13 protein-coding genes are annotated in these 16,995 nt (G+C 41.9%); 7 read left to right on the top strand and 6 right to left on the bottom strand.

All coding sequences use genetic code 11. The features are described from left to right. Positions 1-49 precede the first annotated feature (49 nt). Together L1D51_RS15350 and L1D51_RS15345 are read right to left on the bottom strand one after the other, a co-directional pair. A complete protein-coding gene (locus tag L1D51_RS15350) occupies positions 50-3,610 on the bottom strand; it encodes an ImpA family metalloprotease (RefSeq protein ID WP_239964063.1) in 3,561 nt (1,186 codons plus the stop codon). A 143-nt stretch (positions 3,611-3,753) separates the two neighbouring features. After that, positions 3,754-5,007 (bottom strand): MFS transporter, encoded by a 1,254-nt coding sequence (locus L1D51_RS15345; protein ID WP_055021275.1) that lies wholly within the window; start codon positions 5,005-5,007, stop codon positions 3,754-3,756. A gap of 252 nt (positions 5,008-5,259) precedes the next feature. On the opposite strand from L1D51_RS15345, the gene L1D51_RS15340 reads away from it, so the two are divergent. From L1D51_RS15340 to L1D51_RS15330, 3 genes are all read left to right on the top strand, one after another. After that, entirely contained in the window at positions 5,260-7,629 is a 2,370-nt protein-coding gene (locus L1D51_RS15340; protein WP_239964062.1) for a TonB-dependent receptor domain-containing protein, read from the top strand. Between the two features lie 154 nt (positions 7,630-7,783). Continuing rightward, positions 7,784-8,704, top strand: a complete 921-nt coding sequence (locus L1D51_RS15335; RefSeq protein WP_239964061.1) for an alpha/beta fold hydrolase — start codon at positions 7,784-7,786, stop codon at positions 8,702-8,704. Positions 8,705-8,747: 43 nt separating this feature from the next. Then, complete coding sequence (locus L1D51_RS15330; RefSeq protein ID WP_239964060.1) at positions 8,748-9,443, top strand: hypothetical protein; 696 nt, start codon at positions 8,748-8,750, stop codon at positions 9,441-9,443. On the opposite strand, the gene L1D51_RS15325 is transcribed toward L1D51_RS15330, so the two are convergent. The 4 genes from L1D51_RS15325 to L1D51_RS15310 form a co-directional block, all read right to left on the bottom strand. Further along, positions 9,440-10,516, bottom strand: coding sequence for a hypothetical protein (locus L1D51_RS15325; protein WP_239964059.1), 1,077 nt, complete (start codon positions 10,514-10,516; stop codon positions 9,440-9,442). The genes L1D51_RS15330 and L1D51_RS15325 overlap by 4 nt on opposite strands. 141 nt (positions 10,517-10,657) lie before the next feature. Further along, positions 10,658-12,025 carry an alkaline phosphatase PhoX gene (locus tag L1D51_RS15320; RefSeq protein ID WP_239964058.1) on the bottom strand — a complete coding sequence of 456 codons (1,368 nt, stop codon included), beginning with the start codon at positions 12,023-12,025 and terminating at the stop codon, positions 10,658-10,660. Positions 12,026-12,136: 111 nt separating this feature from the next. Beyond that, entirely contained in the window at positions 12,137-12,790 is a 654-nt protein-coding gene (locus tag L1D51_RS15315) for a hypothetical protein (protein WP_239964057.1), read from the bottom strand. 15 nt (positions 12,791-12,805) lie between these two features. Continuing rightward, a complete protein-coding gene (locus L1D51_RS15310) occupies positions 12,806-13,618 on the bottom strand; it encodes a MipA/OmpV family protein (RefSeq protein ID WP_239964056.1) in 813 nt (270 codons plus the stop codon). A 404-nt stretch (positions 13,619-14,022) separates the two neighbouring features. Here L1D51_RS15310 and L1D51_RS15305 point away from each other — a divergent pair, with 404 nt between their 5' ends. The 4 genes from L1D51_RS15305 (at position 14,023) to L1D51_RS15290 (ending at position 16,679) form a co-directional block, all read left to right on the top strand. Further along, complete coding sequence (locus L1D51_RS15305; RefSeq protein ID WP_239964055.1) at positions 14,023-14,919, top strand: sensor histidine kinase; 897 nt, start codon at positions 14,023-14,025, stop codon at positions 14,917-14,919. A gap of 3 nt (positions 14,920-14,922) precedes the next feature. Then, complete coding sequence (locus L1D51_RS15300) at positions 14,923-15,558, top strand: response regulator (RefSeq protein WP_054560701.1); 636 nt, start codon at positions 14,923-14,925, stop codon at positions 15,556-15,558. Positions 15,559-15,646: 88 nt separating this feature from the next. Next, positions 15,647-16,117: a DUF4920 domain-containing protein gene (locus L1D51_RS15295; protein ID WP_054560702.1), complete on the top strand. Its 471-nt coding sequence runs from the start codon at positions 15,647-15,649 to the stop codon at positions 16,115-16,117. Further along, positions 16,110-16,679 carry a PepSY-associated TM helix domain-containing protein gene (locus L1D51_RS15290; RefSeq protein WP_054561184.1) on the top strand — a complete coding sequence of 190 codons (570 nt, stop codon included), beginning with the start codon at positions 16,110-16,112 and terminating at the stop codon, positions 16,677-16,679. Before L1D51_RS15295 ends, L1D51_RS15290 begins: the two co-directional genes overlap by 8 nt. Positions 16,680-16,995: the final 316 nt, after the last annotated feature.

The following is a 16,995-nucleotide window of genomic DNA, read 5'->3' as shown; positions in this document are numbered from 1 at the left end:
TCGCTGGCGTTTTAAATACAAATACCAATCAACTTAACAAAGCGGTGTATTATTCAGGCCAGCTTTGAGCTCCATCAATTGCAACCTCTGTTTGATTTAACGTCGTGCAATAACCTGTGGCAGATGAGGCATAGTAAACATCACCTAATACCGTGTAGTTTTTTGCTTTAACCTGCTGTTTTGCTTTGTCTGACGTTGCCATGCCCCACATGCTGAAGTAGTTGCTCAAATCGAGCTCGGCTGCTTCTGAAAGCGCTATTAATAGCCAATCATTGTTGCCTATGCTTTGTGCCTCCGACAAGCTGTAGCTTGAAAAGCCAAGTGCATCTTTTTGTGCCTGCCAATTAGTCTCGCTGTTATCAGCTAGATTAAACGCACGCTCCAAGATGTGTAAGCGAGGGTATAAATGCCAGCCGTTTTCAAGCTTATTGTGTGCCTGTGCGGCCATCATAATTTGTAAATAAATAGCGTGACTTTGCGACCACTCTGACATCGCTAAACCTTGCATATAAGCAAATGCGTCTGCGCTTTGTTTACTGGCTTGTAAATGATCAAACAAGTTCTCGAATGGCAAGTTTTGGCACGATGCCGAAAAGCCGGTTTCATCTTCAAACTTCGACTTACTGTAGTAGGAGTAAAAGTTGGTATTTGAATGGCCACCAAACCCTTCGATACGGAAGCGCCCTCTTTCAAGTCCATGCCCTAATTCATGGATATCGCCATGCCCAGTTGGATTAAAATTCCAACCTGCGTCATACGGATTACCAGAACAACCCCAACCACAGGTCGGTTGGTCTGCATTCATATGTTTTACAATATCAATTGTTTGCACCTCAATATTGCGTGCACTCGCAAAGTCATGAATTTCGCTAACCACATCGATGCCCGGCCCTTTGAAACCAGCAAGTACATGCGGATAGTTATGAGTATAACGCTCTACTGCATGGGCGAAGTCAGACGCTACAGGCCAATAACCATCGTTAATTGAAATACGCATTTTCTCGAGCTTTGAATGCACCTCAAAACCACCGGTTGCTACCTCAGCCCAATCATAGTCACCTTTTTCAAGCAACTCAGCAAAGCGCTCATCATCACTGCTACTGCGCCAATACGGGTGCTCACCTACATTGCTAAATTCAAAGCTGACATCTAAATCATTTTGATCAAACTCAATTTGAATTGGCCCACCATAAGGTGACGTAAAATAGACCGTTTCATTTGTCTCTATAGGCACATGAACCGACTGCAATTTAGCGGGTCGATTATAGCCATTGCTGCTCATGTAATGTGTTGCGCCATCACGCAGAGTATTAACAAACACCTTGGTATTCACTGCTTGATTATCGGTGCGTTTAATAGCAAATGTTTGCCCCGGCAAGGCATACACACCCGTTGAGCGAAAATACGCCTTACTCTGCATATTCACGGTGACGGTTTTAGGTGTTACATGACTAAAATCACTACGGCTGAAATTCCCCATATCAACTTGAAGTGGATTAACTTTACGTATATTTAATACCGCATGATCAGTAAACAGTGCGCGAAAGAAGCTTGTATTATCGGTGCTTAGCTTATCCATCGGGAAGCTCACAACTTGGCGATAATGATCTGCAAGCAGCGCCAGTAACTGGTAAAAGCGATAGCCCTGCTCAGTAAAGATATCTGTTTTCGCTTGGTCAAAACCTCTAAAAACCGAATTAATGATCGTTGCCGCATCACTAAACTGTTGCTGATATTGGCTTTCAGCTGGGCAGCTACGATTATCACAGGCACTTAAATCAACACTAAATTCGCTGCTTTTAAAGCGGCTAAGTAAGTCTTTAATAGTTTGCGCATCAGTTGGCAAGCTGTCGTTGATAGCAATTGGGTTCCACTGTGCCAGTTCTAATCGGTGCCAATAGTTATCACCTGCAACGCTCACATGGAGTAATTCAAATAGCGCTTTACCTAGTGCTGTTTGACTACCATCACGCTGAATATAGATCACCGCTATATCATTTGCTTGCGCTTGCTTTACTGCAGCCACAACATTCTCAATATTTAATCCTTCACGCTCATGCTGAGAGATAATCAGTACATCCGTGTCAGTTGTTAAACACGCCGCTAAAGCGTCATTGTCACAACTTGTATTGTCGTTATAGCTCACCATGCCTTCATATTGACTATCAAACCACTCTCGCGTTTTGCTCCTATCTTGAAAGTAATAGCTTTGATCAAGTTGCGCTAATACAAGTTTAAGTGGCTGCTCTGCGGTTATTTCTCTACCAGCTAACCATGTGGTGCTGTTTTTCAAAAACTGAGTCATTTGCTCGTTAATGGTATTTCGATAAGGATTACTACCAAATACCAAGTAACGGCCCTGCTCCCCATCACTAGTTCCAACTACAGCAAGGTTTCTGACTTTTGTCTCGTAACCATCTTGCCAGCTATTGTTGGTAAGTAGAACTGGCTCATTGAATGGATAAGTGGCAGTTAATAGCGTTGCATCCCATGTTGGATACCAGTTTAATTCATCAAGAGCGGAGCTTGAGCCAAAAGCAAATAAGCTATTTTTAATGCTTTGAAAGCGCGCTTTGTGGGTATCTATTTCATTAAGCGCAGCATCAAGTAGCAACTCACTGTTTGGAACAACCAGCGCATTACCCGTTTCGAGTGCCTCGGCCACATAACTTTGGGTGATGTTTAACACAAACTCAAAGCTTGCCTGTACACGTGAGTCAGAGGCTGTGATTGTGAATTTATGTTCACCAAGTTCTTCATTACTCGCGGTGCCTGATAAGATGCTAGTTTGCTCATCAAAACTTAGCCACGTTGGTAAACCTGTTAAGGTTAAGCTCACATCATCGTTGTCTGCATCGGTGCTGATTAACTGCACACTCAAAGCCTGCTCAGCACGAACTTCACTACTCAGTGGAGACACCACAGGCGCTGAGTTTGCTCTGGCAGCGATGTTAAATGTTTGCTCTGCCTGCTGCGTCACTTCGCCATCTGAATAACGAAAACGAATTTGCTGTTCGCCCGTATTCGCAAACAAGGGCGTGCCGCTAAAACTGAGGTTAGTCGCATCAAAGCTAAGCCAATCAGGTTTACTAACTTCACTTACTACCACAGTGTCATTTTGTGCATCAGTAAATGTTAGCTGGTAAGTATAAGCTTGGCCTTCATTGCTATCCGATGGGATGGACGTGAGCGTTGGCGGTGTATTTTCAATAAGTTTGGCCTCTACATTAATATCAATCAAAAGCTGTGCAGAGAGCTGCCCATCAGTGACCGTAAACTCAATGTTTGCATACTTACCTACTTGCTCAGGCGTGCCGCTGATACTTGCTGAGGCTTCATTAAAACTTAGCCAACTTGGTAAGTTTGTTACAGACAAAGTAAGTGGGTCATTATCTGGATCAGAGACTTCAGGGCTAAAACTCAAGGTTTCACCAACACGTAAAGTCTGTGATTGACCGCTGATTTGCGGCGCTTGATTTTGTGGTGTTTCGGTTACAGGAGGGGTTGTTGTTTGTTTTTCATCTGAGCCTGAGCCGCCACAAGCAGCAAGTGTTAGCAATACAGCCGAGCATAATAGCGAGCGTATGCACAAAGAGTAAGGTGCGTTCATTGAGTTCTTATCGGTATGGTAAACAATTTTTTAACATTATAAGCCGATACTACAAACTAATATCTCGGAAAAAATACGTAAATTGATATCGCTGTCATTAATTGTTAAAGCGTAAAAAGCCCCATAAAGGGGCTATTTAAGGGTTACGAGCTTGGGTTTGCGAAATCGGGTCTGGGTAACTTTTCGAGTATGGCGTATAAGTAAATCACCACAAGGCAAAGCCCTCCCGCTACAAAGAATAAAGTTGGGCCATCGTAATAATCTAAAATTAAACCACCACCGAGGGGTGCTAAAGCAAATCCTAAATCATAAAACGAAGCCGCACCAAAGTACGCTCCACGTAAGTGTGATGGTGCGAGCCTATCAAGGTGAACATTCATCGTCGGAAACAAAATGGTTTCGGCCAAGCTCATCACCACTATCGCACCTATCCAGCCCCAGAATAAATCGATTGGATTAAGTGCGAGCCAAAACTGCGACACCATCAATAGCGCCAAACCAATTTGTATTCGTACCGTTAGGCTAAATCGCGCCATCATTTTTAACAGCAGAAATTGACTTGAAATGATCACTATCGCATTGGTAAATATCAGCGCAGAAATCAATGCAAGTAGGTCGGGTGCCTCTGCACGAGTTAGGTATTGTATGAGTGAACTATCCATTTGCGCATAAATAAACATGCACAAAATATTGGCTAAAATTAAACACTGCAGCAGCTTATCTGCAAATAGAATACGTAAGATTTGCTTGCCTTGTACAGCTGGTTTTTTCTCTTCAGGCTCGTCGATTGCGGCAGTATTTTTGGCGGCTTTATCACTAAAATTAAAGCCCCAAACAAGCAGCACTAATAAAATAGCAAATGCCCCTGCGGTAATATAAAAGCTCGACTGCTCACCTGTTAAACCTAGCCATACCCCAGCTAATGGACCCACCGCACAGCCCACATTAACAATAAAGTACAGCGACTGCATGGCCAGCTCACGAGTTTGTGCATCATTAATAATATCGCCAATCGCCGCACTGGTTAGTGGTCGCCAAAGTGCAGTCGCAATAGAGCATAAGGTCATCACAATCACATAACCGGCCACGGTTTCTACCTCAGCCAACAGCGAGAAAGAAATAATATACAGCACACCAGTGATGTACATCAGCGTATGCCGGCCCACTTTATCTGAGAGGCTACTGCCAATAAAACTGGTAAACACCGAAATCACGGCAGCACTGGTAAGTACCAAACCGACTTCTGTCGCCGATAAAGCAAACTTTTCGTACAAGATCACCGCAAGAAATGGCCATACCATGTAATAGCTGCCACGGGTAATAAACGAGCCAAATAAGAAGATCCACATAAGCACAGGAAACTGCTTAAAGCGCGCTAAAGAGATATCTGAATTCATTATTTTAATTTTTATGATGATGATTAAAACACTATACAGGAACTGAATCTGCCTTGGGTATTTAATCTAAAACTTGTTTGTAACAGCGTATTAATTAGCTAAAAAACAAACGCAACTTAATTGTGAATAGTGTTAAGCCAACTTGAAAAAGATTAATCTAAATAAGAATAGTTATTGATTGTATTTTTCATTTCTGTAGTATACGCAGCGTTCCTCAAAGGGATAACCTACAAAAAGAACTGGAAACCTACAATGAAATCAATAAAACCAAGCTTACTGGCACTTGCCATAACAACACATTTTTCAGCCTTTGCTGATGACGCTAAGCCGAAACAAGATATGGAACGCTTAGTTATTACTGCAACGGGTTTTGAGCAAAAAGTTACCGAAGCACCTGCAAGTATTTCAATTATCACTAATGAAGATATTAAGTCTCATGCCTTCACCTCAGTACTTGATGCTGTGCAGTATTTAGAAGGTATCGACATTGGCACAACTCGTGATAAAACAGGCCAAGGCAGTGTAAGTATGCGTGGTTTAACAGGTGAATACACCCTGTTACTTATTGATGGTAAACGCCAAAACAACCATGGCGATATTTATCCAAACAACTTTGGTGGTAACGCGTTTAACCACGTACCTCCGGTCGATGCCATTGAGCGCGTTGAAGTAATTCGCGGCCCTGCATCAACGCTTTATGGTGCAGATGCACTGGGTGGTGTAATTAATATCATCACTAAAAAGCACACTGACAGCTGGAGCGGTGCAATATCTTTTAGCCGTTCATTACAACAAAACGATGATTTTGGTGATGATATTACCACTGACTTTAGTGTGATGGGTCCGCTTATCAAAGACGTATTAAGCTTAGGTGTACGCGGCAGCGTTTACGAGCAACAAGCATCATCGCCAACATTTGAACCAGCAACCGATCCTAATGGTGTTGTACATGCTCGTTCATTAGGTTTTGGTAGTGGCGGTCGTACCGTTGATAATACAAACGAGCAGTATGGTTTTACTTTAACTTATACACCGTTTGAGTCGCATCATTTACGTTTTGATTACGATAACTCAAGCCAAGTGTACGACAACACGCCAAGCTACGACATTGAGTCAGGCACCATTACTTACCCGCTTGGTACTAAAGATAACATTGAATCAATTTGGCAAGACCGCCGCGGCCAAGTAAACCCGCGCGCAGGTTATGCGGCAGACCAAGAGTTTGACCGTGAATGGTGGTCACTCAGTTATGATGGTGAACTTAATTGGGCAACGATTAAAGCCTCTGTATCTTATGTTGATACGCAAAACAATGGCCGTACTTTACCACTGAGTGTAAGCGAGCGATTAGAGTTGCAAGCTATGTACGATGGTACTGGCGAATATGAAGGAATGGACGAGCAAGCACGTAAAGACTTAGCCGAAGAAACATTCTTACCGCGCCCTGCTCGCCCACTTGAAAGCAGCCAATATACCTATGACTTACGCTTTGATATTCCTATCACAGGTAGCTTTGGTAGCCATAACCTAGCAATTGGTGGTCAGCTTATCGACGGTGAATTAAAAGACGGCGTATTTGGCCTTGAAAGTGACCAAGCAGGTCAAGTACAAGAGCAAAACATGTACTCAATCTTTGCCGAAGATAACTGGATGGCAACTGACAACTTCACCTTTACATTAGGTGCTCGTTACGATGACCATGATGTATTTGGCAGCCAAGTATCACCGCGCGTTTACGGTGTATATAACCTCTCTGACACTTGGACCTTAAAAGGGGGTGTAAGTACAGGTTATAAAACGCCGCAAACCACTGATCTTTACGACGGTATCACCGGATTTGGTGGTCAGGGCACAAGTCCATTTGCGGGTAACCCAGATTTAGAACCAGAAACCAGTGTGAACTCTGAAGTTGCACTGTACTGGACTTCGCTTGATGGCGATCACAACATTAATGTGACTTACTACAACACCAAGTTTGAAGACAAAATTGCCCGCGGCGACACTATTTTAAGCTGTGAACAAACTAACGATGTACGCCCTTGTGTGAACTTAGGTCAGTACGATCAACTTGGCTACGATAGCTACAGCCAAAAGATCAATATCGACGAAGTCGACCTTCAAGGTGTTGAAATTGCTGGTCAATACACTATCACTAAAACAGTGTCTGTTAACGGTAACTACACGTGGACTGATAGCGAACAAAAGAGCGGTCCTGAACAAGGTCAGCCATTAACTAACTCAGCTGAGCACATGGCAAACCTTACACTAAACTGGGAAGCGACTGACTTTATGAACTTATACCTACAAGGTGTATATCGTTCAGACCGTTACCGCGGTTGGGATAACGTGCACGACAAAGCGCTATATTACAAAAACTACAACCTACTTAATTTAGGTGCGCAGTTTTATGTAAATGAGTACGTGCAAATCAATGCCCGTGTAAACAACCTATTAGACGAAGATTTCACCTCATATAGCACTAGCTATACCGACCTAAATGGCGATGGTGAGTATGAATACCTAACAGGTCGCGGTGTAGTTAGCGAAGTCACATTCACAGACGACTACAACGTTAAAGATAAAGGCCGTAACTTCTGGATTGGCGTTACCGCTTACTTCTAAGAAAACTCCCTGAAAATAGACAGCATGCAGTCATGTGCTGTCTATTTTTCTAGCTACACAATTACTCCTACTATCAGTATTCTTTTTATTGTCACTAATCTGCCAACTTCACACACTAAGCTGATGATACCTGCGTAAGCTTATTTGTCAGTCTATGGAACATATCCTTACAGCCAGTGGTATCTGTATTAGTTATCAAGATGAAGGCGATAAAAATGCGCCAGTGATCATCTTAATTATTGGCTTAGGTGCTCAATTTACCGTTTGGCCAGAGTCGCTATATTTTGGCTTGGTCGAAAAAGGCTTTCGGGTTATTCGTTTTGATAATCGTGATGCAGGGCTGTCCTCATCGTTAGATGAGTTAGGCAAGCCGAGCCTGGTGAAGCATTGGCTTAGCCGCCGATTACCCATTCGCGCAAAGCTGCCCTATTCGCTCGATGACATGGCTCGCGATGTAAAAGAATTAATGGATGCACTGGCTATCAAAAAAGCGCACTTAGTGGGGGCTTCGATGGGTGGCATGATTGCGCAAATTGCCACGGCAAAGTATAAAAAACGTGTACTGAGCTTAACTTCAATTATGTCGAGTAGCTCGCCGTTATCGTTTTCGGGTTCAAACATTAATCTGCTAGTAAAGCTCGCTAAAATACGCCCCCGAAGCAGTAATAAAGAAGCCGCGATTGATTACAATGTTAGGCTCAACCAACTCATTGGCAGCCCAGCCTACCCACAAGATGAACACGCTTTATACGCCAACGCACAGCGCTATATTGAGCGGGCCCACACGAATCAAACTGGCTTTAAACGTCAGCTTGCAGCCATTGCCGCAACGCCTTATCGCGAGCAATTACTAAAAAAGATTAAAGCCCCCACATTAGTAATTCATGGCAGCGCTGATCCTGTTATGCCACTGTCTGCGGGTATCAACACCGCACTGTTAATAAAGCGCAGTAAGTTAAAAGTTGTGCCTGGTATGGGTCATGATTTTCCGCCCGCTTTAATGAAAAAAATGACTAAGTGGATTGCTAAACACGCAGCTAAAGTCAGCGCCAAAAAAGCCGCTAAAAAACCCTAAAAGCATGATAGCATTATCATACAATTTATAAGGTTAGCTTTTTATGTTGCGTGTATTTTTTAGTCTGTTTTTAATTATCCCTTGGTTAAGCTTTGCCAGTGTGTCACTAAGCGAGCAGCGCATTATTTATCAGGGCGAAATTAGTGCCAAAAACAATCAACATGTTGCACAGCTTTTGGCTGAGCAGCCAAGCATAAACAGCATACAAATTACCAGTGGTGGCGGAAACGTTGATTTAGGTATGGACCTCGCCGAATTAATTTTGGCGCATAATTTAAAAGTTCATATAAAACAATTTTGCTTTTCGTCGTGTGCGAATTACGTATTGCTTGCAGGAAACCCTACCACCATAGCTAAGAGCGCCATTGTCGGTTGGCACGGCGATGCCGCTTCGGCTCGCTGGCGAGATAGCGATATTGATGCCATGGTAAGCCATTTAAAAGAGCCAGAAAAAACAACCAAGTGGCAGGCTTTACGCACTTATTACGATGAAATAATTGCAAAAGCCGTGGCTCGTGAAAAAGCCTTTTATGCAAAACGCGGGGTTAATCATGACTTGCTAACGATTGGTTTATCTAAAGAGCTAAAGCGTGCAGCTGTGGCACAAAAAGCCAGAGGCTGGAGCTACTCAAAAAAAGCACTCAATACACTGAATGTGAATAATATTGAGTTTGCAGATTGGCAGCCCCGCTCGGCAAAGAACTTTCCGTTACTAATAATTAGTGAGCTTGGGGATTAGCTTTTGTAATCACGGATATAACGGTAATCAAATTCGGTGTCATCTAGAATGTCGCAATAATCACGAAAATCATTACTCTGCATTTGCTGAATATCGATGATCACCGACTGCTCTGTTACGAGCTTTTTAAAGCTTTGCAATAGCGTACGTCCTTGCTTTGCATCTATATGGCAACCGAATTGATAAATGTCATATAACCGAGCGAACTGATCACCGCTCTGTCTTGAGCTTGCCATGAGTGCTTCACCACGCTCAAAAGCAAGCATTCTTCCCAGAATAAATTGCGCTCTAGGTTCATTTTTATGTTCAACGAGATAACGTAAAATAGTTTCTGATTTAAATGTATCTTGCGGAAAATTCCCTTGATAAACGCCTCGTTCATCAAAGTGACGACCGGAATAATAGGCAAAAGCATAGCTAAATGCTTTTTTGTCAGACAAGGTTGCAAGAAACTCATCATCCGTCGGAATATGTTTTGCTCTAAACTTAGCAGCTTGATGTTGCTCTTGTTCTACCTGTTTTTCAATAGACAAATACTGCTGGTGAGCAAATGCACCAACGGCGCCTGCAAAACTCAAACATGATGTAGCAATTAGGGTACTCGGTAATACTACCAACCAATGATTTTTGATTTTTTTATACCCTGCTAGCTCACCAGATTCATACACCTCAGCAAATAACTTATGGTCAATAAATGGAATGCTTTTACGTGCAATAAATGCTGCTGACCAAGAGCCAAGTGCAAATAACAAAGCATAAATTGATAAAGACAATGTACCGCTGATCAAAACCTCCGAACTGAGCGCAACAGCGATTACTGATAGGTATGCAATAAGTGAAATAACTGAAAAGATACGATCATAGCCACGCCCATGAATACGAACGGCTAGGCCAACGAGTACGCCGCTAATCACTAACATTACTGGCCCAATAGCACTTTTAATTGAAAATACTGTGATCCATAAAATAATGATTGGGATACTCCAGCACGCTACGCCGATTGCGGCTGCAAGTGGACTTTGCTTAACTAGCTTATCTTTAACTTGCTCTCGACTCTGCTCAGTAACAGACATATCAACTCCGTTTTGGTTTTATTATTTTTTCCTGTAAAACAAAGTGATTCTAACTAGAACAGCTGATTATAAAAAGAGGAACATAAATTTTCGTGGTACAAAAAAAGCCACTTCGCAGTGGCTATTTTAAATAGGCTTTAACTAAACACTAAACTGATGCCATGGGCCTGTTATAGCAAGTGTTTTTGACGGTGAGTAAACGTTCACAAACAAAGTGCTACCATCTGGTGAAAAACAGGCACCTGCCAGCTCGGTTTGCGCCACTAAGCGGGCAAAATTATAAACTTGGCCTTGGGGTGTCACACCACGAAGATGATTATCAACCACATCGGTATACTGGTCTTCACAAACAATTAAATGACCATTAGGTGACACGGTTAGGTTATCGCCAAAGTTGTAAAGGGTTTTGCGAGTACTTTCGACAAACAACGAGATTTTACCTGGTTGCTGTGCTTCTTTATCTGTGCCCTCAAATTCTGATGGCTGATATTTCATAACCTGACCAAGTTGTTTTTTACCGCCATTGGTACAGCAGAAATAAAGCTCTTTATCACCCCAGTGAATACCTTCACCGCGAGCAAATAGTGCCGCACCTTGTTTATAGCCCCGCAGGCGTAAGTCGTCTTTCGGGCTTTCAGGGTTATCTAGATTGACCCACTCAACCTCAAGCTCTTGATGTAGCCCCATAGCTTTATTATTCCAGTTACGGCTATCGAATTGTGGCTTACCTTTTACCACCATAGCTTGTAATTGCCCGCCTTTATGCAGCTTGCCATATTCATTTGGAATAAAACGATAAAAGACGCTATCACCTTTGTCTTCTGTTAAATAAACAATGCCCGTACGCGGATCAACAGCAGCCGCTTCGTGGTTAAATCGACCCATGGCTTTTAATGGCTCAGGTTTAATTAAGCCTTTGCTATTTGCGGGTACTTCAAAAATATAGCCGTGGTCTTGATTAAATCCATCGGCTTTAGTATCGGTGGTTTCTTCGCACGTAAGCCAAGTGCCCCATGGCGTAATACCGCCAGAACAGTTACGAATAGTGCCAACCAATGACAGGTATTCTTGCTCTTTTTGATGGGTCTTTAAGTTATAAACGATATGACTTGTGCCACCCGGTAACGCCACACCGTCACTGTTAGTATCAAAAGCCAGAGGTGTTTTATGATTGGCAATACTTGCTTCAGCTTTCGCTAAGTCTTTTGGCTTTAGCTCATGGTTTCGCACTAATGCAACACGGTCATTACCAAGTGCTAGACAGCCCATGCCATCGGCTTTATCGGGTACCGTAAACCCATCAGACATTTTCTCACCTAGGCTTGAAACTATTTGATAACTAAAGCCCTCGGGTAAGTCGAGCAATTTATCTGGATCAGGAATTAACGGACCAAAGCCCACAGCCGTTGTTTTTAAATCACCTAACGACACTTTACCTATGGCACTTTTTGATAATCCTAAAAAGGCTAATGTGCCCGCCCCTACTAAAAATTCTCGACGTGAAACCATGCTAACTCCAAGCTAAAACCAGCTTTATCATACAAATAAAAAAGGCATTATAAAGCAATGAAACGATAAAAAGTTACATTATCACAATATTCACGAAATTGTCATAAAGCACTACTCTTTGATGATTGCTAGTTGCTCATTAGGTAGCAGCACAATTAAGTAACCACGCTGCTCTAAGTTACAAAAATCAAATTCAAAACCTGCAATTTGTAAGTCACTAGCGCAATGAGTTAGCGGTATATAAGCTGTTGCTGTTGCTTCAGTTAATTCACTATTAGCAAGTTTATAGCTGTAGTTCGTATTGCCGATAAAACTAACCAGCCTAACCACAGGGTAATCACCACTATCTACAGCCTCAGTGCGTGCTAAAAAAGCCAGTTTCAGCGTTTCGCCATCCATATAACTGATCACATAATTAGCTAAATCACTAACAACCCACTTTTGTAGATGAGCTTTTATTTCAGCATCATAAAAAGCTGCAAAGCCAACCTTTGAGACCACTGAACGCTTAAAGTTAAGCTTTTCAAAACCACCGTAGCCATCGATTGATTGTTGGAAGTTCTGCTCCTTATAAATTGCGCTTGTTGGTGTGTTGTTTCGTAGGTTCATCATATAAAAATCAACCGGGTACTCGCTAAAGTTATAAACATAATAGTCATTTTCATAGACACCTTGGTATAAATCGTCTTCGTCAAACACTTCCTCTTCAGCGCTATTGCAACCAGTAAGTAAGAGTAAAATGCATAATCTCAGTAGATAATTCATTGCTCATCCCTTTTTCTAAAAACGATAATTTATAGTTGCAGCGAATTGCTGCTTGGCAGTTTCTCCCACTAGCGGGCTTTTTTTGATAGTTGAGTCAAGTTGCTCATACCGCAAGCTCGTAAAAACAGACCACTGCTCATTAAAAACATAAGTCAGGTTTAGCGAGGTAAATGGGTTAAGGGCTGCACTTGGCTGATATTCATATCTGCCAAACTCAGGGGCGATATTGCCATTAGCTATGCCATACAGGTATTGAGTGTATTTTTTATCTTGCCAATAAAAACCGAGATCAGCACTTAGCTGTAACCCTAAACCTTGGCCATAAATCGGTAGGTTATAGCGGGCAAGAAACGTAAGTCCATCGGAGTGATTCGAAATATCTTGCGCTAAACGAACAAAAAGCTGTTTATATTGCAGCTGAGTTCTGAAGGTTAGCTCACCTTTGCCGTCTTTATAGTCAGTGAAAACCTCATCATCCGACAACTCATCACTAAAGATTAAACTGCTATCGTAGGTTTCATCTCGGAAACTAAGCCCCATTGACGCTTCAAATTCTGCGCCTTGTAAAAAGGCATATTGCACTAAGCCATATTTAGGCCCTATGCGCCAGTTGCCTTTTCGGGCGTTGAAGTATGGCAAGACCATGGTTTGAATATCGTGATCTCGCCATGCTGTATCAATGGCCAATTGTGCAGCACCGACCTCCATTTGCCATTGCTGTGATTGCTCATCGGCCTTGGCATCATCAACAAATAATGCTGCTAAACAATGAGCTGCAATCAACAGATAAGAAAAAAGACTATTTCGCAGAAATTCATGTTTGGTCATGATAATGTCCCTATATTGGTGTTTTAATGCAGTTTAACGCCTCACCATTAGGGCTGACTTGCTGCAAATGTCACATATTTAATCGTGACATTTGTCATATACATAAACGAATAATTGCGGATTAAACTAAGCGTATGAACAAACTCTTGCAAACGTTGATACATCGAAGCGATTTCATACTCTCAGCAATCACCTGGGGGTTTGTGTTTATTTATACTCTGCACGCTTGGTCGCAAAGAGCAGAGTCGGCGCAGCTAAGTTTTAGTACAATAAATACGTTTTTGATCAGTGTGTTATTTATAATCTTTTTTGCTTTTTTAATTTATTTTGAGTTTTTCAGATCACGATTTAAGCACTATCAAACCCGTATTTTGAACTTCACTATCGCTAATGTTGTGCTATTGATGTGGCTATTTAATATTGGCTTTGTTGCAATTCTATTGATCATCTTCTTAGTTAAATTCAGCGATTACGAGCCAAACAAAGCCAGCCTCTATTTACTCATTTGCCTGCCCTTTTTGATGGCGCTGACGCTTCACTATGGCTTTGATAAGCAATTTGTATTGCTCAACGGGTTGGCTTTCACTTTATACAATAGCTTTGCCTATCGCTTTGCTACTCGGCTTATTTCTGAGCGTAAAGCCAAAGAACAAGCAGCCCATTTATTACGTGAATTAAAAGCAACTCAAGCGCTTTTAAACGACACCGCAACTCGCGATGAACGTATTCGTATTGCCAGAGATTTACATGATACCCTTGGCCACCACCTTACAGGACTCAGTATTCACTTAGAAGTCGCCAATCATTGTGCTAATCATGAAGCACCAAAACACATAACTAAAGCACAGCAAATTACCCGCTTGTTATTAAATGATGTGCGTGACTCTGTCTCGTCAATGCGAGCAAACCAAACCATTGATTTACATGCATCGCTTAATTCACTGTGCAGCCATGTTACAGGCTTAAATGTCACACTCAATTACGATGAAAATATAAAAATAAGTGATACGTTATTGGCACAAACGTTATTTCATACTGTGCAAGAAGCGATTACGAATTGTATTAAACACAGTGATGCGACCGAGCTGTCGGTAAGCTTAGACCTCCAAGCTGATTCAGTGCATCTCACTATTTATGATAACGGCGGCGAAATGCCCAAGCTGAACTTAGGCAATGGCTTAACAGGCATGCAAGAGCGCTTAGCTTTAGTGCGAGGGGCAATCGAGTTTGAACAAAATAATAATGGGTTTGCGATTGCTGCAACGTTACCTCATAAACTTAATCCACATACTTTGGCGTAAAAAATGATTAGGGTATTACTCGTTGATGACCAAACATTATTAAGAGAAGGCTTAAAAAGCTTACTCGCCCTTAAAGCAAATATTCAAGTCGTGGCTGAGGCTGACAATGGCCAAACGGCTCTTGAGATGCTCAAGCAACATTCTATTGATGTTGTACTCCTTGATATTCGCATGCCTATTCTAGACGGTATTGGCGTACTGAAAAGTATGCAAGCACAACAGCTGAGGCAACCAGTACTGGTACTCACGACCTTTGATGATAGTGAACAAGTGCTAGAATGTATTCGCTATGGCGCTAAGGGTTATGCGTTAAAAGATATTAATTTAGAGCGCTTGGTCAGCGCCATCGAAACACTTGCTAAAGGTGGCTCAGCGCTAGCTCCTGCGATCACCGAGCGAATTTTGAATAAGCCCACTAAAACAACCGATACTTCTTTAGCAACTCCTGATAAATTAAGTAAAAGCGAGCTTAGAGTGCTCAATTTAATCGCTGCAGGCTATTCAAATAGTGAAATCGCCGAGGCACTTTATAAGTCTGAAGGGACTATCCGTAATCAAGTGTCTTTTATTCTCAGAAAGCTAGATGTACGTGATAGAACCCGTGCAGCATTAAAAGCAATTGATCTAGGTTTGATATAATTGCAAATCATTTTTAATCGCATTAGCCTTTTATCATACAAGTAAATTGCTTAAACTAAGGCTTAATTTTTTTAAAGAAGCAACCGCTATGTTCCTAAAATCAAAAACATTTATTGCATTTTCATTGGCGCTTTTAAGCTTTAGCCAACACGCCTTTAGCTTACAGTTTGGCAATCCAGTCGACAGTGACAAACTCATTAAAATTTCGACGGTTATGGCCTCACCAGACGATTACCTTGCAAGTCCAATTACCGTGGAAGGGACTATCACTGGGGTTTGCGAAAAACGTGGTTGCTGGATGACGCTTGCATCTGACAAACGCTTTGAAAACTTACGTATCAAAGTTGAAGATGGCGACATGGTATTCCCGATGACGGCTAAAGGAAGTAAAGCTATCGTAACTGGTAAGCTCGATAAAATTCAGCTTAGCCTTGGCCGCACTAAAGCGCTACTTGCTCACAAAGCGCAGCAAGCCGGCGAAAGCTTTGATGCAAACTCAGTGACTGAAGCAATGGCTATTTATCAGCTCGTACCGAGCGGAGTTGAAATCATTGAGTAACAAATCAAGTATCAACTGGTTTAAGTTAAACAGAAACTTACACCGCGATATTGGTTACTTTTGTGTTGGTTTAGTGATTATCTTTGCGGTTTCTGGCATTGCAGTGAACCACAAAGATGATTGGAACCCAAACTACAAAGTAAGCCACCAGCAAATCAGTGTGAGCGATGAAACTTGGCAATTAGATAATGACGAGTTGCTGATTGAGCAAATTATCTCTCATGCTGATGTAAGCGAGCCGGTAAAGGCCTCTTATTGGGTATCGCCGCAAGAGTTTAAGGTGTTTTTAAAAAACGGTAACAACCTCAGCCTTAAACTCAATCAAGATATCATAAACTATGAAGCCATTGAGCCTCGTCATGTATTTCAAGCATTTAACCGCTTACACTTGAACGAGACAACCGCTTCTTGGGTGATTTTTTCTGATATTTTTGCTGGGCTGCTGCTGTTTTTAGCAATCAGCGGCTTGTTTATGATCAAAGGTAAAAATAGCCCATGGGGCAGCCGCTCAGTATTAGTGATTAGCGGTATGCTACTCCCCGCTGCTTATGTATTTTTATAAACTAAAGTTCCTGTTGCCATTCTAGCAAACAGCGATGGCAACATTATTTTCAATTAATTTAATCCTCACCCACTTTTTGACACAGCTTTTTTAAAATAACTATTCGCAGAATCCTCACTTTGCTTAAGCATTTTATAGCAGCTCAAAGTGTGTTTACTTAGCTCTTAAAACCTCTCACCTACCTATTATAGTTTTCTTAAATGAWGGCTTTATTGCTTTTATTTGTGAGCATTTTCACCGAAAAAGCAAAAGAACGCTGCCAAATAGAACCTAAAAAAGGGACTAATTTAGTTATAATTTATGACTTAATTACAAT

The sequence above is a fragment of the Pseudoalteromonas shioyasakiensis genome (assembly GCF_022398475.1).
Taxonomy (GTDB): Bacteria; Pseudomonadota; Gammaproteobacteria; order Enterobacterales; family Alteromonadaceae; genus Pseudoalteromonas.
The sequence above is the reverse complement of the archived record's forward strand: the minus strand, read 5'-3'. Positions and strand labels throughout refer to the sequence as shown.

Excerpts from the sequence above, each read along its gene's own strand:
- L1D51_RS15350 (WP_239964063.1), bottom strand. The coding sequence starts at position 3,610 with ATGAACGCACCTTACTCTTTGTGCATACGCTCGCTATTATGCTCGGCT.
- L1D51_RS15345 (WP_055021275.1), bottom strand. The coding sequence starts at position 5,007 with ATGAATTCAGATATCTCTTTAGCGCGCTTTAAGCAGTTTCCTGTGCTT.
- L1D51_RS15340 (WP_239964062.1), top strand. The coding sequence starts at position 5,260 with ATGAAATCAATAAAACCAAGCTTACTGGCACTTGCCATAACAACACAT.
- L1D51_RS15335 (WP_239964061.1), top strand. The coding sequence starts at position 7,784 with ATGGAACATATCCTTACAGCCAGTGGTATCTGTATTAGTTATCAAGAT.
- L1D51_RS15330 (WP_239964060.1), top strand. The coding sequence starts at position 8,748 with ATGTTGCGTGTATTTTTTAGTCTGTTTTTAATTATCCCTTGGTTAAGC.
- L1D51_RS15325 (WP_239964059.1), bottom strand. The coding sequence starts at position 10,516 with ATGTCTGTTACTGAGCAGAGTCGAGAGCAAGTTAAAGATAAGCTAGTT.
- L1D51_RS15320 (WP_239964058.1), bottom strand. The coding sequence starts at position 12,025 with ATGGTTTCACGTCGAGAATTTTTAGTAGGGGCGGGCACATTAGCCTTT.
- L1D51_RS15315 (WP_239964057.1), bottom strand. The coding sequence starts at position 12,790 with ATGAATTATCTACTGAGATTATGCATTTTACTCTTACTTACTGGTTGC.
- L1D51_RS15310 (WP_239964056.1), bottom strand. The coding sequence starts at position 13,618 with ATGACCAAACATGAATTTCTGCGAAATAGTCTTTTTTCTTATCTGTTG.
- L1D51_RS15305 (WP_239964055.1), top strand. The coding sequence starts at position 14,023 with ATGTGGCTATTTAATATTGGCTTTGTTGCAATTCTATTGATCATCTTC.
- L1D51_RS15300 (WP_054560701.1), top strand. The coding sequence starts at position 14,923 with ATGATTAGGGTATTACTCGTTGATGACCAAACATTATTAAGAGAAGGC.
- L1D51_RS15295 (WP_054560702.1), top strand. The coding sequence starts at position 15,647 with ATGTTCCTAAAATCAAAAACATTTATTGCATTTTCATTGGCGCTTTTA.